Source organism: Staphylococcus sp. SA22, assembly GCF_054165785.1.
On record NZ_JBSZQY010000002.1, the window covers coordinates 137,864 to 159,564 of the forward strand.

General features: G+C 33.7%; 19 protein-coding genes. 2 read left to right on the plus strand and 17 right to left on the minus strand.

Annotated features, from left to right (window positions below; genetic code table 11):
* Window positions 1-6 precede the first annotated feature (6 nt).
* The 9 genes from ACXQH5_RS02840 to ACXQH5_RS02880 all read right to left on the minus strand — a co-directional run bounded on the left by ACXQH5_RS02840 (window position 7) and on the right by ACXQH5_RS02880 (window position 9,215).
* On the minus strand, window positions 7-747 hold the full coding sequence (locus tag ACXQH5_RS02840; RefSeq protein WP_458066460.1) for an alpha/beta hydrolase: 741 nt from the start codon (window positions 745-747) through the stop codon (window positions 7-9).
* 128 nt (window positions 748-875) lie between these two features.
* Window positions 876-1,109: a preprotein translocase subunit SecG gene (gene secG / locus ACXQH5_RS02845; RefSeq protein ID WP_000556760.1), complete on the minus strand. Its 234-nt coding sequence runs from the start codon at window positions 1,107-1,109 to the stop codon at window positions 876-878.
* Between the two features lie 66 nt (window positions 1,110-1,175).
* Complete coding sequence (locus ACXQH5_RS02850) at window positions 1,176-1,634, minus strand: hypothetical protein (protein ID WP_000785252.1); 459 nt, start codon at window positions 1,632-1,634, stop codon at window positions 1,176-1,178.
* A gap of 338 nt (window positions 1,635-1,972) precedes the next feature.
* The gene (gene eno, locus ACXQH5_RS02855; protein ID WP_001121760.1) at window positions 1,973-3,277 is read right to left on the minus strand and encodes a surface-displayed alpha-enolase; all 1,305 of its coding nucleotides are present in this window, start codon (window positions 3,275-3,277) and stop codon (window positions 1,973-1,975) included.
* Between the two features lie 129 nt (window positions 3,278-3,406).
* Window positions 3,407-4,924 (minus strand): 2,3-bisphosphoglycerate-independent phosphoglycerate mutase, encoded by a 1,518-nt coding sequence (gpmI, locus tag ACXQH5_RS02860; RefSeq protein ID WP_458066461.1) that lies wholly within the window; start codon window positions 4,922-4,924, stop codon window positions 3,407-3,409.
* A gap of 2 nt (window positions 4,925-4,926) precedes the next feature.
* On the minus strand, window positions 4,927-5,688 hold the full coding sequence (tpiA, locus tag ACXQH5_RS02865) for a triose-phosphate isomerase (RefSeq protein WP_001260094.1): 762 nt from the start codon (window positions 5,686-5,688) through the stop codon (window positions 4,927-4,929).
* Window positions 5,689-5,809: 121 nt separating this feature from the next.
* Window positions 5,810-7,000, minus strand: a complete 1,191-nt coding sequence (locus ACXQH5_RS02870) for a phosphoglycerate kinase (protein ID WP_001074749.1) — start codon at window positions 6,998-7,000, stop codon at window positions 5,810-5,812.
* A 138-nt stretch (window positions 7,001-7,138) separates the two neighbouring features.
* Window positions 7,139-8,149: a type I glyceraldehyde-3-phosphate dehydrogenase gene (gene gap / locus ACXQH5_RS02875; RefSeq protein ID WP_000279414.1), complete on the minus strand. Its 1,011-nt coding sequence runs from the start codon at window positions 8,147-8,149 to the stop codon at window positions 7,139-7,141.
* A gap of 52 nt (window positions 8,150-8,201) precedes the next feature.
* On the minus strand, window positions 8,202-9,215 hold the full coding sequence (locus tag ACXQH5_RS02880; RefSeq protein ID WP_000654030.1) for a sugar-binding transcriptional regulator: 1,014 nt from the start codon (window positions 9,213-9,215) through the stop codon (window positions 8,202-8,204).
* Between the two features lie 514 nt (window positions 9,216-9,729).
* Between ACXQH5_RS02880 and ACXQH5_RS02885 the strand changes: the two genes are divergently transcribed.
* Complete coding sequence (locus ACXQH5_RS02885; RefSeq protein WP_000529133.1) at window positions 9,730-9,960, plus strand: hypothetical protein; 231 nt, start codon at window positions 9,730-9,732, stop codon at window positions 9,958-9,960.
* A 145-nt stretch (window positions 9,961-10,105) separates the two neighbouring features.
* Here ACXQH5_RS02885 and ACXQH5_RS02890 read toward each other — a convergent pair whose 3' ends face one another.
* The gene (locus ACXQH5_RS02890; RefSeq protein WP_000070833.1) at window positions 10,106-10,735 is read right to left on the minus strand and encodes a DUF4887 domain-containing protein; all 630 of its coding nucleotides are present in this window, start codon (window positions 10,733-10,735) and stop codon (window positions 10,106-10,108) included.
* Window positions 10,736-11,437: 702 nt separating this feature from the next.
* Here ACXQH5_RS02890 and ACXQH5_RS02895 point away from each other — a divergent pair.
* Window positions 11,438-12,340 carry a TIGR01777 family oxidoreductase gene (locus tag ACXQH5_RS02895; protein ID WP_000816303.1) on the plus strand — a complete coding sequence of 301 codons (903 nt, stop codon included), beginning with the start codon at window positions 11,438-11,440 and terminating at the stop codon, window positions 12,338-12,340.
* A 333-nt stretch (window positions 12,341-12,673) separates the two neighbouring features.
* Here ACXQH5_RS02895 and ACXQH5_RS02900 read toward each other — a convergent pair whose 3' ends face one another.
* From ACXQH5_RS02900 to ACXQH5_RS02930, 7 genes are all read right to left on the minus strand, one after another.
* The gene (locus ACXQH5_RS02900; RefSeq protein WP_000675913.1) at window positions 12,674-14,308 is read right to left on the minus strand and encodes a malolactic enzyme; all 1,635 of its coding nucleotides are present in this window, start codon (window positions 14,306-14,308) and stop codon (window positions 12,674-12,676) included.
* Between the two features lie 181 nt (window positions 14,309-14,489).
* Window positions 14,490-15,077, minus strand: coding sequence for an ATP-dependent Clp endopeptidase proteolytic subunit ClpP (clpP, locus tag ACXQH5_RS02905; protein WP_001049165.1), 588 nt, complete (start codon window positions 15,075-15,077; stop codon window positions 14,490-14,492).
* Between the two features lie 569 nt (window positions 15,078-15,646).
* Window positions 15,647-16,591 carry a DNA-binding protein WhiA gene (gene whiA, locus ACXQH5_RS02910; protein ID WP_000006551.1) on the minus strand — a complete coding sequence of 315 codons (945 nt, stop codon included), beginning with the start codon at window positions 16,589-16,591 and terminating at the stop codon, window positions 15,647-15,649.
* 110 nt (window positions 16,592-16,701) lie between these two features.
* Window positions 16,702-17,697, minus strand: a complete 996-nt coding sequence (locus tag ACXQH5_RS02915; protein WP_001248941.1) for a YvcK family protein — start codon at window positions 17,695-17,697, stop codon at window positions 16,702-16,704.
* A complete protein-coding gene (gene rapZ, locus ACXQH5_RS02920) occupies window positions 17,694-18,605 on the minus strand; it encodes an RNase adapter RapZ (protein WP_000369719.1) in 912 nt (303 codons plus the stop codon). The genes ACXQH5_RS02915 and rapZ overlap by 4 nt, the downstream gene beginning before the upstream one ends.
* Before the next feature lie 649 nt (window positions 18,606-19,254).
* Window positions 19,255-20,190 (minus strand): thioredoxin-disulfide reductase, encoded by a 936-nt coding sequence (gene trxB / locus ACXQH5_RS02925; RefSeq protein WP_000134959.1) that lies wholly within the window; start codon window positions 20,188-20,190, stop codon window positions 19,255-19,257.
* 66 nt (window positions 20,191-20,256) lie between these two features.
* Window positions 20,257-21,696, minus strand: coding sequence for a tetratricopeptide repeat protein (locus tag ACXQH5_RS02930; RefSeq protein ID WP_000057560.1), 1,440 nt, complete (start codon window positions 21,694-21,696; stop codon window positions 20,257-20,259).
* Between the last annotated feature and the right edge of the window lie 5 nt (window positions 21,697-21,701).

The following is a 21,701-nucleotide window of genomic DNA, read 5'->3' on the forward strand; positions in this document are numbered from 1 at the left end:
CTCTTTTTATTCTGACCAGTCTAATGACTCTAAAAATTGATAAATATCATCGAAAACTTGTTCTTTTTCTTTATCAATTGTAATAACATGTCCTGACTGACTATACCATTTGATATCTTTTTCGTCAGAGTCTACATGTTCATATATATAATTTGCGGATTGTGGATCAATCATATTGTCGTTTTCTGCTTGAATCACTAAAATTGGGTCAAAAACCTCATCAACTTGATCTTTAATCGTATCTAATGCTTCACTTAATTCTTTTAAAGTTTCAGTTGGTTTGAAATGATGCATTTCGTTATCAATCGTTTCTTGATCTTTACCTTCATACTTTTTAAAATTGCGTGCATATTCTAAAAAGCCTTCATAAATGGCACCTTCAGTTTTGCCACCCATAGGAGAACACATCGTTACAATACCCTTTACATCTCGATTTAAGCTTAATTTTAATGCAAAATCGCCACCTAATGACAAGCCAGCAACAACGATTTCATCATAACCTTGTTCAACAAGGTAGTCATAGCCATCTAAGGCATCTTTAAACCAAACAAAAGGACTTGATTGAAGTATCTCTTCTGGTGGTGCTGCATGGCCTTCATATTGCGGTGCATACGATGTATAACCTTTCTTTTGTAAAAATCGACCTAATTGACGAACATCGGACGAATTGCCTGTAAAACCATGTAGTAATAACACGGCACGTTTACCTTCCTCAAAAAAGAAAGGCTTTGGTAACTTTATTTGCATAAATCTAACGCTCCTTTTTCACAATTAACAAACGTACTTAATTAAACAATATGTTTCTAATAATTGAACATGAGTCCTTTATTATTCTAATTATAAATAAAAAAGCCCGACATTTACATCGCCGGACCTTACATACCAAGATAACTTATGCAAATCATAAGTACAAAAAATAATATTGATAAAATAATTGTTAATCTATTTAAGAATAAATCGACGCCACGTTGTTTTTGTTTACCGAATAACTGCTCAGCACCACCACTGATGGCACCTGAAAGCCCACTGCTTTTACCTTCTTGGAGTAGTACAACAGTTATTAATGCAATACAATCAATGATTAATAATACGATTAAAAATGTATGCATAAATTGTCCTCCGTTCCTTATATACGACAAGTAGTATATCATATTTTTATTGTTAAAATCAATTTTCTAGCGATTAAATGTACTTTTACGTTTGATAGAAACAACAAGCATATAAATCGCTAATGCAACCGAACCTATAATAACAATTAAAATTGGCAACGTTAAGTACGCACCGTGTGCAGCTTTTATTGCTTGAATTGTGATTGATAAATTAATCAACGTAAACAAACTATTTGATACATAAACTGCAAACATAAACCACCACACATAAGTATGTCGATTCCAAAAAGTGATGAAGCCTGCTAGATAAGCCAAAATATACATAATACCAGTGAATCTAAAGCTGTTTAAAATGTAATCTATCGCTTTATCTGAAGTGTTTTGATTCGTTAAATTGAGTAATGCTTTGGCAGTCGCATTATCCAACGAAACAAAGTAATGAATAATCAACAATATTGAGAATACGATTGATGCAGTTGCAATAAAGCGTCCTGTTTTAATTTCTTTATTCGTTCTATCAGCCATTTGTTTACTCCTCATATATTTAAATACGTTCTATAAAACCTTTATTTAATTTTACCTTTTAATAAAAGTGAATACCCTGTCATACAATATTCATTTCAACATAAATTTATTATACCAGTTTAAGAATACAAGTTAAATATGTGTTATTAGTTACCTCATGATTATTAGTCTGTTACGAATAATACTTCAAAACAAAAAACCTACCACAGTCTCAACTCTGTGGCAGGTTATAAATACAAGCGTGAACTTTTTAAGCGTGAACTCAAAAACTTTATTCAATTTATACCGACATAATAATCCTCAACTAAAATTATGGCAGTACTTAATGTTTAAAATGATTATTTATCTAAGTTATAGAATGATTTGATACCGTCATATTTAGCAGTTTCAAATAATTCATCTTCGATACGTAATAATTGATTGTATTTAGCAATACGGTCAGTACGTGATAATGAACCAGTTTTAATTTGACCAGCGTTTGTAGCAACAGCGATATCAGCAATTGTTGTATCTTCTGTTTCACCTGAACGGTGAGAAACTACTGCTGTGTAACCAGCTTTTTGAGCCATTTCGATTGCATCGAATGTTTCAGTTAATGTACCGATTTGGTTAACTTTAATTAAGATAGAGTTACCAATTCCGTTTTCAATACCTTTTGCTAAAATTTCAGTGTTTGTTACGAATAAATCGTCACCTACTAATTGTACACGGTCACCGATACGTTCTGTAAGTTGTTTCCAACCATCCCAGTCGTTTTCGTCCATACCGTCTTCAATAGTAATGATAGGATATTTGTCTACTAATTGTTCTAAGTAGTCAACTTGTTCTGCAGCTGTACGTTTTGCACCGTGTTCGCCTTCGAACTTACTGTAGTCATATACACCATTTTCATAGAATTCTGATGATGCACAGTCAAATCCTAAGAATACTTCTTCACCTGGTTTGTAACCAGCTGCTTCGATTGCTTGGATAATTGTTTCAACAGCATCTTCAGTACCTTCAAATTTAGGAGCGAAACCACCTTCGTCCCCTACTGCAGTTTCTAAACCACGTTTGCTTAAAATTGATTTTAAGTTGTGGAAAATTTCAGTACCCCAACGTAATGATTCTTTGAACGTTGTAGCACCTACAGGTAAAATCATGAATTCTTGGAATGCAATTGGAGCATCTGAGTGAGAACCACCATTAACGATGTTCATCATTGGTACTGGTAACTGCTTACCATTAAATCCACCTAAATATTTGTAAAGTGGTTGACCTAATAAGTCAGCTGCTGCACGTGCTACTGCGATTGATACACCTAAAATAGCATTTGCACCTAATTTACCTTTGTTTGGAGTACCGTCTAATGCGATCATCATTTTATCAATAGATACTTGATCTAATACTGAAAATTCACCTTCAATAATTTCTGGTGCGATGATTTCATTAACGTTTTCAACTGCTTTAGTAACACCTTTACCTAAATAACGTGATTTGTCTCCATCACGTAATTCAACAGCTTCGTGTTCACCAGTTGAAGCACCTGATGGTACTAATGCACGACCAAATGCGCCACTTTCAGTTAATACTTCTACTTCAACAGTTGGGTTACCACGAGAGTCTAAGACTTCGCGAGCGTAAACATCTGTAATAATTGGCATGTTTATAATCTCCTTTAAATAGTTATTCTATAATTATTATAGCTTTATTCTTTCATTTAACAAAATGATATTACTATTATTTTCAAAAAATAAGTGTCATTAAGCGTTTACTTAACATCTTTTACAATATTAGTGTTTAATTAAAGATTCACCTATCATGTCTTCAGGTTGTTCTACATTTAATAAATCTAATAATGTAGGTGCTAAGTCACCTAAGCGACCAGTTTCTCTAAGTGTAACGCCTTCTTTTGTTACAATCACTGGTACTGGGTTCGTTGTATGCGTAGTCATTGGTTGATCATCATCCGTCAATACTTGATCAGAGTTACCATGGTCAGCAGTAATAATTGCATAACCGTCCATGTCTAAAATCTTATCAACCACTTCGCCTAAACATTCATCAACCGCTTCAATTGCTTTGATTGTCGGCTCAAGCATACCACTATGTCCAACCATATCAGGGTTAGCAAAGTTTAAAATAATTAAGTCCAAGTCACCTTTATTTAACTCTTCTAATAATGCATCTTTAACTTCATAAGCACTCATTTCTGGTTTCAAGTCATACGTTGCAACTTTAGGTGAATCAATCAAACGACGACGTTCACCTTTAAATTCCTCATTACGTCCACCACTCATAAAGTAAGTAACGTGAGGATATTTTTCAGTTTCTGCAATACGTAATTGAGTTAGATTGTTATTTTGTGCAATTTCACCAATTGTATTATTTAAATCAACTTTTTCGAAAACGATAGCCGCATCGATATTGTCATTATACTTAGTGAATGTTGCATAGAATAAATCTTTAACTTGTTCAACTTTAAAGCCTTCGAATGCTCTGTTCGCAAAAATTTCCGATAATTGTGCTGCTCTATCAGGTCGGAAATTATAGAAGATCACTGCATCTCCATCATTAACACCGTCATTTTGATTCTCAACGATGAATGGTACTACGAATTCGTCAGTTAAGCCCTCATTATAACTTGCTTCCACACCTTCTTTGGCAGTCGCATAAGTTGGGGCATCAAAGTTACGAATAGCATTGTAAGCTTTTTCTTCACGTTCCCAACGTTTGTCACGGTCCATTGCATAATAACGGCCAGACACAGATGCAAATTGACCAATACCTAATTCATTGAATTTAGCTTCAGTCTCTTCGATGTATTTCAAAGCGGATTTTTGATCTACGTCACGACCATCTAAAAATGCGTGTACGTAAACTTTTTCAACACCTTGTTTTTTAGCAAGTTCTAACAAAGCAAATAAATGTTTGTAATGACTGTGTACACCACCGTCAGACAATAAACCAAAGATGTGTAACGCTGAATCATGTGAATTCACGTGTGCAATTGCATTATTTAAAACATCATTTTCAAAGAAATCACCGTCTTCAATTGATTTATTGATTCGAGTTAAACTTTGATAAACGATACGTCCTGCACCGATATTCATATGACCAACTTCTGAGTTACCCATTTGTCCTTCAGGTAGTCCAACATCTAAGCCACTCGCTTCGATTTGAGTCGTTGGATATTTGTTGTAATAACGATCAAAATTAGGCTTGTTTGCTAATTTTACCGCATTACCATGTTCGCTTTCGCGGTTCGCAAAACCATCTAAAATAATTAACGCAGTTGGTTTCTTAGCCATGATTATTTTGCACCTTCTAACAATTGTACGAAATCTTCAACTTTAAGTGATGCGCCACCTACTAATGCCCCATCAATATCAGTTTGTGCCATGTATTCTTTAATGTTGTTAGGTTTAACACTACCACCATATTGAATACGAGTTGCTTCTGATACTTCTTTGCTTGATAAGTCAGAAATAGTTTGACGTACAAATGCACACATTTCATTCGCATCTTCAGATGTTGATGATTTACCAGTTCCGATTGCCCAGATTGGTTCATAAGCAATTACAACTGATTTAAGTTGCTCTTCAGATAAACCTGCAACAGCTTTCTTAACTTGCTCACCTACAACATCGTTAGCTTTACCACTTTCACGTTCTTCGTCTGTTTCACCAACACAAATAATTGGTGTCATACCATGTTTGAAAATAGCATGCGCTTTTTTGTTAATTTCTTCATCTGTTTCGTGGAATAATTCACGACGTTCAGAATGACCGATAACAACGTATTTAACGCCTAAATCTGCTAATGCAACTGGAGACGTTTCACCTGTGAACGCACCGTTATCTTCGAAATACGTATTTTGAGCACCGATTTCTAAACCTTGTGCTTTTCCTTCTTTAACTGCAGTAGTTAATGCATCTAATTGAATTGCTGGTGCACAAATTACTGATTCTACTTCTTTTGAATCTGGTAATGTTGGCAATGCATTGACGAAGTCTTTTGCTTCTTGTACTGTTTTGTTCATTTTCCAGTTACCAGCTATAATTGGTGTTCTCATTAAAGACACTCCTTGTTTTGTAAATATTTTTGAAAAGTGATGAAACACGATGTCATCTTGTGACTGTTTTCCCGTAACAATGTTAAACAAACATGCCACATCACTTTAAACTATCACTTTATTATTTATTATTGATTGCTTTGATACCAGGCAATTCTTTACCTTCTAGGTACTCTAATGACGCTCCGCCACCAGTTGAAATATGAGTGAAATCATTTTCAAAACCTAAAGAGATTGCTGCTGCAGCTGAATCACCGCCACCGATAATCGTAATTGCATCTTTAAGGTTTGCAATTGCTTTGCATACACCAATTGTACCTTGTGCAAAGTTACTGAACTCGAATACACCCATAGGTCCATTCCATACAACAGTGTGCGCACCTTCTAATTCATCTGCAAATAATTTTACAGTGTTTGGTCCAATATCCATACCTTCTTGGTCTGCTGGAATTGAATCAGATGGTACTACAGTAATTTTGGCATCATTAGAAAATTCTTTAGCAACTTTAGTGTCTACTGGTAATACAATTTTATCACCATGTTTTTCTAATAAATCTTTTGCGAAGTCGATTTTATCTTCTTCTAATAATGAAATACCAATTTCTTTACCTTGCGCTTTTAAGAAAGTATAAGCCATACCTCCGCCGATGATAATTTTATCAGCTATGTTAACTAAGTTTTTGATGACATTAATTTTGTCAGATACTTTTGCTCCACCTAAAATAGCAACAACTGGTTTATGTGGATCGTTAACTACGCCACCGATAAACTTAATTTCTTTATCCATTAAGAATCCAGCTGCAGTTTCTAAATGTGTAGAAATACCAACATTAGATGCATGCTCACGATGCGCAGTACCAAAAGCATCATTTACAAACACATCACCTAAAGATGCCCAGTATTTACCTAATTCTGGATCATTTTTAGATTCTTTTTTACCGTCTAAATCTTCATAACGTGTATTTTCAACTAATAATACGTCGCCTTCTTTAAGGTCTTTAATAGCTGCTTCAAGTTTTTCGCCGCGTGTTTCCGGTACGAAAACAACTTCTTTATCTAATTTCTTAGATAAGTCTTCAGCAACTGGACGTAAAGTTAATTTTGCTTTATCACTTTCTTCTTTTACTTTACCTAAATGTGAAAATAGTACGATTTTACCACCTTGTTCGATGATGTATTGAATTGTAGGTAAAGCTTGAACGATACGGTTGTCATTAGTAATTTCACCGTCTTTTAAAGGTACGTTAAAATCAGCACGTACTAGGACTGTTTTACCTTTAAGATCTAAATCAGAAACAATTTTTTTAGCCATGGTGTTTCCTCCTTGTAATTAGGAAATTTTATATAAAAATAAGCGGAGAAGCGTTTGTGCTCCCCGCTTACTCATAAGCTTTAATTAATGCTAAATAGTTCTGAGCACTAGCGTATTTGAATAAAAACTATACTAAAATTATTTAGAAAGTTCAGCTAAGTATGCTAATGTACGAACTAATTGTGCAGTATATGACATTTCGTTATCATACCAAGCTGCAACTTTAACTAATTGACGGTCGCCAACTGACATTACACGAGTTTGTGTAGCGTCGAATAATGAACCGTAAGTCATGCCTACAACGTCTGAAGAAACGATTTCGTCTTCAGTGTAACCGAATGATTCGTTTGAAGCATTTTTCATAGCTTCGTTAACTTGTTCAACTGTTACGTCTTGTTTTTCTAATACTACTGTTAATTCAGTTAATGAACCTGTAGCTACAGGAACACGTTGTGCACCACCATCTAATTTACCATCGATTTCAGGAATAACTTTACCGATAGCTTTAGCAGCACCTGTTGAGTTAGGGATGATGTTTTCTGCTGCTGCACGAGCACGACGTTTGTCACCTTTTCTGTGAGGTGCGTCTTGTGTATTTTGATCACCTGTGTAAGCGTGAATTGTAGTCATTAAACCTTCAACTAAACCAAAGTCATCGTTTAAAACTTTAGCAACTGGTGCTAATGAGTTTGTAGTACATGAAGCACCTGAAACAACTGTTTCAGAACCATCTAACTCTTGGTGGTTAGTGTTGAATACGATTGTTTTTAAGTCACCAGTAGCTGGTGCTGAGATTAATACTTTTTTAGCGCCTGCTTCAATATGAGCTTGTGCTTTATCTTTATCAGTGTAGAAACCAGTACATTCTAATACTACATCGATATTTAAGTCTTTCCAAGGTAATTTGCTTGCATCTGGTTCACTGAATGATTTAACTTCTTTACCATTTACGCGGAAACCACCATCAACTACCTCTACTTCACCTGTGAAACGACCTTGCATAGTGTCATATTTTAATAAATGCGCTAACATGTCGTCATCTGTTAAGTCGTTTACTGCTACAACTTCAAGACCTTCTACTTCTTGAATTCTTCTGAATGCTAAACGACCAATTCTACCAAAACCATTAATTGCTACTTTTACTGCCATTATAATGGCCTCCTTTAAAATGATATTTAAAAAGTATTAAACTTTTTATCTCTTATTCAAGTATTATCTTTGCTGCGGCTTCATCAGTGATTAACACTGTATTCTTGGGTGCAATCGTCAAGTATGCTTTAATTGCTTCACCTTTCGATTTGCCTCCTGCAACTGCAAAAATAAAGTCTTTTGATTCAAGGTCTTCTAATTGAAGTCCAATTGTTTTAACCTTATGGACAATTTGACCTTGTGTATCAAAATAATAACCAAATGCCTCTCCGACAGCTTGATGATGTTGAAGTTGTTCAATGACCTTTTCAGGTGATTGACGTCGATGCGCCATCTTCAGCGCATCACCAATGCCGTGTAATATAACGTTTGCTTGTTTAATTTTGTCTAAAGTGTTTATGACTGATGGCTCTAACAACAATGTGTTATATGTTGTTTCGCTGACATTATCAGGTACATACATCGTCGTATAATAACCGCCAGCTTGTTGTGCCATACTGGCTGCAATTGTGTTTGCCTGAAAGACAACATTTTCGCCTAGTCCACCTCTGGCTGGTACGAAGAATACATTATATGGTAATAAATGAATTGCTTCACTAACACATGCCATCGTGGATCCGCCAGTTACAGCAACTATCGCATCTTCTTGTAATATGCCTTCAAGTAATTGACCTGCTTGTCTACCTAATTCTGTTTTAACAGATTGACTATTATCAGCATCACCAGGAACAACATGAACTTCCTTAATTTGAAATTTATTCTTAATACCTTCTGACAGACGATTGTCATCTGCATAGATATCAAAGTAACCTTTCAATTGCGAAATCAGTTGCTCACCTTCAGCTGTAATTTCCATTCCGGTAGGCTTAACTTTTATCAAATCTTGTTTCTTAAGCATATCTGTTTCAGAACGCAGTACACGTTCAGTCATATCCATATGTTCGCTTAAACTTCGACGTCCGACAGGCTGATTTTTTGAGATAGTAGTAAGAATAGAAAAACGTTTATACATTTTATCTATGAGATCCGGTATAAGCTTTTGCTGTGCTTGCAATAAGTCTTTCACTACTACCTCCTCCTTATATTTATAAATGTAAATAAGGATATATCACAACCAGTGGTTGCCTTTTTAAGTCCCGCGTGGGACAAAAATTAACCTCTTTACACTTGCAATAGTACTATTCTATTTCAAAAATTGCAAGCATAAAACTTAAATTTTCTAAATAATTTGATAAAGCGCTTGCAATATATTTTCGATTTGTTATACAACAAAACGTTTTATTTTATTCGCTGTAGTCAAATGTATACCCTTATACTGACTCGCTAATCATTTGCTTATTATTTGAGACTAGGACATAAATCAATGCTCTAGATGGAAATGATAATTTAATAATGTACACTTTTGATTGTTTAAACATGTACAATTTTATATTGGCATTTACACTCTAAAATCTGGAAAGTTACATTGGCAGTAGTTGACTGAACAAAATTGCGCTTGTAACAAGCTTTTTCCAATTAAAGTCAGGGGCCCCAACATAGAGAAATTGGATTCCCAATTTCTACCGACAATGGAGGTTGGGGTGGGCCCCAACACAGAAGCTGACGAAAAGTCAGCTTACAATAATGTGCAAGTTGGGGATGGGCCCCAACATAGTGAAATTGGATTCCCAATTTCTACAGACAATGCAAGTTGGCGGGGCCCCAACACAGAAGCTGGCGGAAAGTCAGCTTACAATAATGTGCAAGTTGGGGTTGGACGACGAAATAAATTTTGCGAAAATATCATTTCTGTCCCACCTCACTCAAAATAAATTTCACTATCCGCAAAACAAACAACTAACTATTTAAGTATCATCTCTCCCCTAATTAACAATTATAAAAATAAGAACCAATATTCGAGACAACCTGATTAATTGTGTTGTCTGTCATACTGGTTCATTTTTGTTTGACTAAATACTACTTATCATTAGCATTATTTTGTTTATTTGTTGTTGATTGGCTATTTTGTTGTGGTGCTTGTGGTTTTGCTTGTTGATTTGATTGATTGCTTTGTTGATTATTATTTGGCTTTGGTGTTGGTTGTTGCGGCTGTGGTTTAGGCTGAGCTGGTTGTTTATTATCATCAGTTTTCTTCTGATTATCATCTGATTTATCTTGAGATGCTTTGTCATCCTTATCTTTCGTCTCATCCTTTGATGCTTTATCATCATTCTCTTCTTTAGCAGGACGTTGCTTTGTAGGTGCTTGTTGCTGAGGTGGCACATATTGATATTGATTCTGCTGTGGCAATTGCTGATATTGGTTCGCTTGTGAATCTAACTCATTCTGCTCTTTTTCCTCTTGTTGCTTTTTCTTTCTCTCTTTTTCTGCATTTTCTTTTTGACGCTTTTCTTTTTGTTCCTGCTTTTGTTCGTTTAACATACGTTCTTTAGCTTTATTCGAATGATCTACATATGCAAAAATTGCAAATACTAATCCTCCGAGTAATAGCAATACCGTCGCAATGCTAACTACTTTCGCTGTTGTACTCATTTTCTTCTTACTTCCATCTTCATTTTTATTGTAGTCGTAATTTTGATTCGACATACTCTCCCTCACTTCAAACTAATTTAAATATAGAAATTATCACGCAACCATTAACATTTTCACAACTAATTTGCTTACCTAGTTTCTACAAATATTAATAAACATGTACTCTTTTTGCCTTCTTCAACTTAAAACTGCCTTCACTATTACTCACTCGTAAATCGGGTTCATTTTTACAAAGAAATAGTAGTCTTATATATCTTAACATTTAATAACTAAATCAAACATATTTTGAGCCTTTTTTTGAAAATTAACATTTTAACCTTTTTGATTTTACAACAAATTATAGCTACGTATTGAAAATTAAAGCATTGCTTTAAGTGTTGTGTTAAAAGTTTTTATGTTTAGATTGTTATATTACTATGTATTCTTAAATTTGTTTAAAAAATTAATGCTTTGAATTGATGTATAATGGGAATAAGAAATAAATAAAAACGACCCGCACGATAAACGTACGGGTCCACTACTAAAGGGAGTCAAATTTTTACCTTCGTTTGTATCATGCAGCGTTTTACACATACTTTTAAGAGATGTTTATTCGTTATCGAAGGTACACCTTTATTATAACTTATATCATTTTTATTAAAATACAATTCAAAAAAAATTATTGACATATTATTGTCTAAATAATGTATAACCTTTGAACAACAATAATGATTATTAAATAGTAACTAAATACAAAATTACATGGGGTGAATGATAATGAAACAATACTTAATTACTGGCGGGACTGGTATGGTTGGATCTCAATTAGTTAATGAAATCAAAAAATCAGATTCACATATCACGATATTAACGCGACACGACCAAATTTCAAATGATAAGAAAATTTCATATGTCAACTGGGCTAAATCTGGGTGGGAACACAAAGTTCCTCAAAATATCGATGTGGTCATCAACTTAGCAGGTGCTACATTGAATAAACGATGGACACCGGAATATAAACAAACGCTAATGCTAAGTAGAATTCAATCTACACAAGCTTTATATGAATTGTTTAAATCACGTAATAAAGCACCTAAAGTTTTATTTAATGCTAGTGCCACTGGTTACTATCCCCCTGATTTATTTATGAGTTACACAGAAGTTTATAAAACTTTACCATTTGATTTCTTATCAGATATTGTGTATCAATGGGAACGTTTCGCACAACAATTTGAACAATTAGGTACGCGAGTTGTCATCGGTCGTTTCGGTATGATTTTATCGAATGAAGGCGGTGCGTTACAAACAATGAAACTACCATACGAATATTACATTGGTGGTAAATTAGGTTCTGGTCAACAATGGTATTCATGGATTCATATCAATGATTTAATTCAAGCTATTTTATTTTTAATAAATAACGAGTCAGCTAGTGGTCCGTTTAATTTAACTGCACCTATACCTGAGCGTCAAAATTTATTTGGCTACACTTTAGCAAGAGCTATGCATAAGCCTCATGAAACTTGGGCACCAAATCTTGCAATGCGTCTCATACTCGGTCAAATGTCAACAGTAGTATTGGATACTCAAAAAGTATTACCTAATAAAATTCAAGCATTGGGATTCCAATTTAAATATAGTAATTTAAAAATGGCACTTGAAGATTTAATTAGTAAGTGAGTGGGACATTGATCTCTCCTACTCCACTTCAAGCAAAAAGCTTGGGACATAAATCAATGTCCTAGGGTCTATAATATTATATTGGCAGTAGTTGACTGAATGAAAATGCGCTTGCAACAAGCTTTTTTCAACTCTAGTCAACCTTGCCGGGGTGGGACAACGAAATAAATTTTGTAAAAATATCATTTCTGTCCCACTCCCTTCTATTCGCTGATATTACATATAGTTATAACTTTAAAATCACTTATGAATATTGGTTAATTAATTTTAATGTAAATACGAAAAGGCCACTTGAAACAAAATGTTCAAATGACCTTTTACTACTTTATAAAATTAAATGTATGATTTGTATTCAGGATACCAAATTTCAGCTTCAATTGCTTTGTCAATATCATCAATAGTTTCAGCGTTTAATCCTTGATCAATGACACTTTGTGCAACCGCTTTGGCTATGGCACGAGAACATTGATGTATTTTCTCGACAGGTGGTAAGACTGCAGCACCTGGTTCATCTGGATTGACCATGCCACCAAGTGCATGACTGGCAGCTGATAGAATCTGTTGATTTACTTTCTTCGCTTTTGACGCAATAAGCCCCAAACCTAAACCAGGATACATCAATGCATTATTTGCTTGACCAATACTGTAATTCACACCATTGTATTCAATGTCATTATATGGGATACCAGTTCCAATTAATGCTTTTCCGTTAGTCCATTTTAATAAATCTTGTGCAGTTGCTTCTGCTAATTTTGTAGGATTAGACAATGGGAAAATCATTGGACGTTCTGTATGTTTTAACATCTCTTTTACTGCATCTTCTGTAAATGCACCTGTTTGAGTTGATGTACCGATTAAAACAGTAGGCTTAATATTTTCAATTACTTCTTTTAAATTTTTCCAGTTTACTGTATTTGAAAATTCATTCCTATTTTTAGCAAATACTTGTTGCGCTTCAGTTAAATCATCCATATCATCAAACAATAATCCTTGTTTATCCATAATATAGAAATGCTGATTTGCTTTTTCTTCTGAAACACCCTGTTTAATTAGTTCATCTTTTAAAATATTGGTAATACCCATACCAGCTGTACCACCACCATAAACTAAAAACGTCTGATTCGTATAATCTACTTTAGAAATATTTAATGCACCTAGTACACCAGCTAATGTAACTATACCTGTACCTTGAATATCATCATTAAAAGTTGGTAACGTATCTTCATATTTATCTAAAATATTTTTGGCATGCCCTCTACCAAAATCTTCCCAATGTAATAGTGCATTAGGATATTCTTTACGCACTGCACTCACAAATTTATCTACAAATGCGTAATATGTCTCATCATCGACACGTTTATGACGATTTCCTAAATAAAGGTCATCCTTTAGTAATTGTTCATTATTAGTACCTACATCTAAAGATACAGGTAAGACTTGTGAAGGATTTATTCCAGCTGCTGCTGTATATACTATTAATTTTCCTATCGCAATATCTACACCATCAACGCCCCAATCGCCGATACCTAATATACCTTCCGCATCTGTCACTACGATTAATCGAATATCTCTGCCATTTGCAACGTTGCGCAATTCTTGTTCAATTTGATCTTGTCTATCAACAGATAAAAATACTGCATCTTGGGGTCTGCTGAAATTCTCATTATATTGTTCAATCGATTGTGCAATAACAGGGTCATAGATAATTGGCATAAATTCAACTAAATGCTCTGAAGTCAATTTGTAAAACAATGTACGATTACGATTAAAAATTGCCATTAAAAATAAACGTTTCTCAAAATCGGTTTGTTTCGCCTTGAATTGTTCATAACATTGTTCTGCTTGTTGTTCTAAAGTTCGAACATTCGCAGGTAATAAACCTTCAAGCCCTAACTGTTTTCTTTCTTCGTTAGTAAAAGCTGTACCTTTGTTTAAAAATGGATTGTTAAGTAATTCAATGCCTTTCATAAAATCATCCTTTATATTTTTTAGATTGTTGAACCGCAGACGCAACGTGTCTAATTAAATTCTCATAAACATTTTTACCCGTTATTTTTTGCTTTTAATCGAAATGTTTTTGACAATTTATTTATACCTTGGTTTACTCATACAAAAAGAGCAGACTGCTTAGTCTACTCTTTACTTTGAATTATTTTGTTTCAGGTACCATCACTTCATCAATTAAGCCATATTCTTTAGCTTCTTCTGCAGTTAAGAAGTTATCACGATCTGTGTCTTTTTGTATTTTTTCAATACTTTGACCAGTACGCTCTGATAAAATGCGGTTTAATTTTTCACGTGTTTTTAAAATGTGATTTGCAGCAATTTCGATTTCAGTTGCTTGTCCTTGAGCACCACCTAATGGTTGGTGAATCATTACTTCTGCATTTGGTAACGCAAAACGTTTACCTTTAGCACCAGCTGCTAATAAGAATGATCCCATTGATGCAGCCATACCGATACAAATTGTTTGAACATCAGGTTTAATGTGTTGAATTGTATCATAAATCGCAAAACCAGCTGTTACACTTCCTCCTGGTGAATTAATGTATAAATAAATATCTTTCTCTGAGTCTTGTGCTTGTAAGAATAATAACTGTGATACGATTGAATTTGCTACGTTGTCATCAATTTGTGAACCTAACATAATAATACGGTCTTTTAATAAACGTGAGTATATATCGTATGCACGTTCACCGCGATTTGTTGTTTCAATAACTGTAGGAATTAAATTCATCTATATTTCCTCCTTGTAATAACTGTTACTCATTATTTTACATATTAAGTCAAATTTGGTCAAACACTTTGACTTTAAATAGTTACATTGATTGACGCTTGTCTCTTTCCTTTGTAAACTGATAATATCTATTTTAGATTGTACTTATTTTACTTCTGATAGTACAGTGATTTGATTAACATATTTACTCCTTGTGGTGTAATGGATAACACGTAAGATTCCGGTTCTTAAGATAGGGGTTCGATTCCCTTCAAGGAGGCATTTAAATAAAATACAATACTTTTCAATACAGAGAATCCCGCAATGTCGGGATTCTTTTTATGCTGATTTTTTTGTCTATAATCAGGGACTTTCAGGGACTCAATTAATTATCACATTCGTATTTTCTTACGACCAAATTGATATATATGATGCTACTTAATGAGAAAATTAGGTAACGCTTGGTTATTGAATTTCCTTCATTAAACTTTCCAGATCAATTTAATAGTTAGTCGACTATTATTCATTAAACACTTTTTAATCATAAAAAAGGTATTTTTGATAATTCGCTACCAAAAACACCTTCTTACTTATAATTCTATTTGTTCACCATTTCTAATCTTATCGGCTAAATCATTAAGTTTTCTTAATCGATGATTTACACCTGATTTTGAAATTGGACCAGTTGACACCATTTCTCCAAGCTCTTTCAACGAAATTTCTTGATGTTCTACTCGAATTCTAGCAATCTCCCTCAACCTGTCTGGTAAATTTTCAATACCAATTTCTTTATCAATCAATTTAATGCTCTCAACTTGTTTCATCGCAGCACTAACTGTTTTATTTAGATTTGCCGTTTCACAATTAACGAGTCGGTTAACAGAATTACGCATATCTCTTACAATACGTACGTCTTCAAATTTTAATAACGCTTGATAGCCACCTATCAAACTAAGAAAATCCGAAATCTTTTCCGCTTCTTTTAAATACGTAATACTTCCTTTTTTTCGCTCTAAATGTTTGGCATTCAACTCATAACTATTCATTAGTTTTGTTAAGCCTTCTGCATGACTCTCATTTTGAGAAAAAATTTCCAAATGGTACGAAGATGTTTCAGGGTTATTCACTGAGCCACCTGCCAGAAAAGCTCCTCTCAAGTAACTGCGTCTCATTTCGTCATCTTGAATCATTGAATGATCAATTTCATGCGTAAAAATGCCGTCTTTTAAAATTCCTAATTCATCAAGAATTTCTTTCGCTTTCATCTTTGTACGACAAATATAAATATTATTTTTTTTAAGTTTCATTTTTTTACGGACTAATATTTCAACTTCCACATTAAAGACACGTTTAATCAACGAATAAATACGTCTTGCCGTTGTTGCATTTTCCGTTTGAACATTTATAACAAATTGTTGATTTGAAAGACTAAGTGCACCATTCATTCGAATCAGTGCACTGAGCTCTGCTTTTGCATTCATTTCATCGACGTCTATTCTAGTTAATTCATTTTTCATTTCTGATGCAAAGCTCATCGTACAGTCATTCCTTTCTTATTTAAAACATGATTCACCTTAGAACCACTGTCTATTTTCATTTTTTTACACAGCTCTATTATCATATCATAATATGATTACGTTCTATATTATTTACGTTTATCACTTGGTACGAAAGGAATAGTACTAATTAATTCTAAAGCTATGTCATAAATCATTGTCGATAACACTTTAGTATTATGTCTTACTAAATGATTTTCAGAAATTTCAACTAAATTAGAAGATGTTTTTACATTTATGCTTTCTTTTTCAAGTTCAGCCTTATTAACTTCAACTGGTTTAGAATGTTTTTCTTCATATTTTTTCAAAACTTGAGGATTGAAAGTTTGAGTACTACAAATGACATAATCAATAAACGGTTGTCCAGCTTGTCTATGAATCGCGTCGATATGATCTTTCACGCTATAACCATCTGTTTCCCCAGGTTGCGTCATCACATTAGATACATATAGCTTAGGCGCATCAGAATGAATTAACGCATCTGAAATACCATTGACACATAAGTTAGAAATAACGCTCGTATATAATGACCCTGGTCCAAGAACGATTAAATCTGCTTCCCTTAAAGCATCAATTGCTTCTTCCATTGGTTGCACATCGTTAGGTTCTAAAAACACACGATCAATTTTTTTATGTTTTTTGGGAATATTTGTTTCTCCAAAAACAATTTCTCCATCTTCCATAACAGCATTTAATTGCACACTTGTATTTGTAGATGGAATGACTCTACCTTTAATATTTAAAATTTTACTTAATGCTTTAATGGCATGTCCGAAATCATTCGTAATATTAGTCATACCTGCGATTAATAAATTACCTAACGAGTGACCGCTAATTTGATTTTCTTCAAAACGATACTGAAAAAGTTGGCTTAAAACTGACTCAGAATCACTTAAAGCTGCAATCACATTTCTGATGTCTCCTGGTGCTGGTATATCCATTTCATCTCTGATTTTCCCTGTACTCCCACCATTATCAGCAACTGTTACAATCGCTGTAATATCAATTGGGAATTCTCTTAATCCCCTAGCCATGACTGATAAGCCAGTGCCACCACCGATAAGTACAACTTTTATTTGTCTCATTTTTTCTCGCCACTTTCAATATGTGCGTCCCTATGATGCACATAAACATTATATTCAAATACTTCATTTAGATAATTACCTAGTCGTTCTGCTAATGCTACAGATCTATGTTGTCCACCCGTACAACCGATGGCAATTACTAATTGAGATTTCCCTTCTTTTTTATACCCGGGTATCATAAAATCTAACAAATCAGTTAATTTTTCAAAGAAAATCTCTGTCTCTTTCCATTTCATAACATAATTATAAACGTCTTTGTCTAATCCTGTTAAAGGTCTTAAATCTACCACATAATATGGATTTGGTAAAAATCGTACATCAAATACTAAATCTGCATCCATCTGAATCCCATGTTTAAAACCGAAACTTGTGACATTAATTGTAAAAGTTTCAAACTCTTCATCTTCATAGTATCGACGAATGCGTTCTTTTAATTCTTTAGGTGATAACTTTGTAGTATCTATAACAAAATTAGCTATACTTCTAATTTGAGACAAATGCTCTCGCTCATCATTAATTGCATTGATTAACGATTTTTTACCTTGTTCCATCAAAGGATGTGCACGACGCGTTTCCTTATATCTTGAAATTAATTTTTCAGTACTTGCTTCTAAAAACATAACATCAATGATGACGTCACTTTCACTTTTGACTTTATCCACTACTGCAACTAATGAATTAAATAGTTCCTTACCTCTTAAATCAATTGCAATTGCCACTTTTCTTAAGGATGGATTTCCTTGTTCCATCAACTCTACAAATTTAGGCAATAACACTGGTGGTAGATTATCTACACAAAAATATCCCATGTCTTCTAAACATTGAATAACCAAAGATTTACCTGCACCAGATAAACCTGTGACAACTAATAGTTCACTTTTACTTTTTTCTTTTTCATTATTATCCATTATTTTTTCACCGCCAAAACGAATTTCATGATGTTAATTTAAATGTTCTATGACAAAATTAAGCAACGATGTTTTATATTTATTTTTAACTATGTCTAGATTAAATTTCTAAAAATATACATCATTTAAAGGAGCTTAGGACATAAATCAATGTCCTAGGGTCCATAATATTATATTGCTAGTAGTTGACTGAATGAAAATGCACTTGCAACAAGCTTTTTTTCAACTCTAGTCAGGGGCCCCAACAAAGAGAAATTGGATTCCCAATTTCTACAGGCAATGCGAGTTGGGGTGTGGGCCCCAACACAGAGAAATTGGATTCCCAATTTCTACACACAATGCAAGTTGGCGGGGCCCCAACACAGAAGCTGACGAAAAGTCAGCTTACGATAATGTGCAAGTTGGGGTGGGACAACGAAATAAATTTTGTAAAAATATCATTTCTGTCCACTCCCATAAAGTTATAAGTTTAATATAACATATAAAAAAACTAGAACTCATTGAAACGCACAAATGATACGTACTAAGTTCTAGTTTTCTATATAATTTGCTTTAATTTAAAAGTAAGACATTATTTTAACAATGTGATGACACTATTAAAATAAATATCCAAATAATTTACAGCTCAACATCTTAATTCGACTTCGAATTAAGCTTGATCGTTTAAATGTTCAATATATTCCGCTGCACTTTGCGCTGCAATACTACCATCGCCAGTAGCAGTGACAATTTGGCGTAAACCTTTGTCGCGAACATCTCCTGCTGCAAAAATACCTGGTACTGATGTTGTCATATCATCTTTTGTCATAATATAACCAACATCATTTGTAATACCTAAGTCTTTAAATGGCGCTGTTAATGGTTTCATACCAATATAGATGAATACACCATCAGCCTCGTGTGTTTCTTCTGAACCATCTTTTGTAGACGTTAATGTCACAGAACCCACTTTGCCATCTTTTTCATTAATTGATTTCAAAGTATGACTCCAAATAAAGTCGATTTTATCATTTTTGAATGCTCTATCTTGTAAAATACGCTGTGCACGTAACTCATCACGACGGTGAACGATTGTTACTTTGTCAGCAAATTTAGTTAAGAATGTTCCCTCTTCTACTGCTGAGTCACCACCACCGATAACGAATAGGCGTTTATTTTTAAAGAATGCACCATCACATACTGCACAATAACTTACACCGCGTCCACCAAGTTCTTGTTCACCAGGAACTCCAATTTTCTTGTATTCTGCACCTGTAGCAATAATGACCGCTTTAGCTGTTAATTCTTTGTTACCAAAGTTAATCACTTTATATTCGCCTTTATCTTCTACAGATTTAATATCTCCATATTGATAAACTGCACCAAACTTTTTAGCGTGTTCAAACATTTTTGTAGATAAATCTGGACCTGTAATCATTTCGAAACCAGGGAAGTTCTCTACTTCTTCTGTATTAGCCATTTGACCGCCTGGAATACCTCTTTCAATCATAACTGTTTTTAAATTAGCACGTGATGCGTATACTGCAGCAGTCATACCAGCTGGACCTGCACCGATAATTGCTATATCAAAATCTATTTCAGTCATTTTATTAACGCCTCCTCATTATTAATCATTATGCGCATTATATAATAAATCTAACTTTTCATAAATCTATATGCTCAAGAGAAATTCAATCATTTTGTTCAGTTTATATTGTGTTATGCCTAACCATGTTGTAATTTGCTTCTTTGTAACGTTTCGAGGTTGATTTTTAAAATACAAATAAATAAACGCACCGATATATGGCTCAACATCAGTTAAATCTACTTTTTCAGCAATTATGAGTTCACCTTGATTAATCCATGCAACCATTAAATCATTTTCACTTACAAATAATTCATTATGGTAAAGCGTTAACAAGCCGCGATGAATGAAGTCTAATTTATTGAGCGTTAAACCTTGAACTAAATACGTTAAATACAATTTCTCATAATTATTTAGATTTTCCAGAACCTGCCAAATACTTTCCGTCATCACAATTTCTTTGCCATTTAATTGATCCAATAAAAAAATACCATATAAACGATAATGACTGTCATCACTTTGAAGTAATGGCAAAATATGTTGGTCAAAAACTTCTTTGCTATTTTCAATTTCCCAAGGAGCATGTCCAATTTCCACTTTAGAAATTTGCTTCAATTTATCCCAGTAGTAATGACTTTCGTCTTCTTCACCTAAATAATAATAATTATATGCTAAAGCATTGTACATTTGAATTGATAAAAATTTCCCTTTTTTATATAAAGGGTACAACAATTGTTGTGATGCACGATACTGCTTTAAATAACTTAAAACAATACCTAATTTAAAACTTTCATCGTCATTCATAGGTACAACTTTATTTAATATTTTTAAATACTTTTGGTATTGTTCATTTTCCTTAGTGTTATAAAGTAGCAAAGTATAATGGCATAATGCATATATATCTGTACTATCCTCTTGTAATAGTGCTTCGTACAATGCTTTAGCCGTGTCATATTCGCCGAGATATAAATAACACATTGCCAGTAAATTACGTACGACACGATGATCTTGAACTTCTTGTGGTTGATGTAAGACATAATTCTTTGCATCTTTTAATCGACCTTGAGAAAAAAGATATTGGAATAGTATTTGAACTACAAACAATTGAGCTTCAAGTTCAATTTGTTCTTCACTTTGATATTTCACATCAAACATTTGGTCTAATTCATCTCTATAATCTTGGTCGTCGCTAACAATAACATAATTAATACCAAACAAGAATGCCTTGTTTGGTTCGTTAACTTCAATGTTGAGCTGACTCAATTCATAAAAGCTATCTTCTAGATGCCTATTATAAATAATATTGTCATAAAATAAATGTTCTGCTTTTTTAGCAATACCAAGTTGCACTAGACATTGTGCATAATCAATTTGAATTTCCAGATCATCAGGTGACAATTCTAACACTTTTTCAAAGTATTCAGCAGCTCGTTTATATTCTCTTTGTTTAAACTTCTGATTAGCCATTTTACGATAAAATGCATCATCAAAAGTCATTGGAATTACATTATTATTCTTTTGCGCCATAAAAT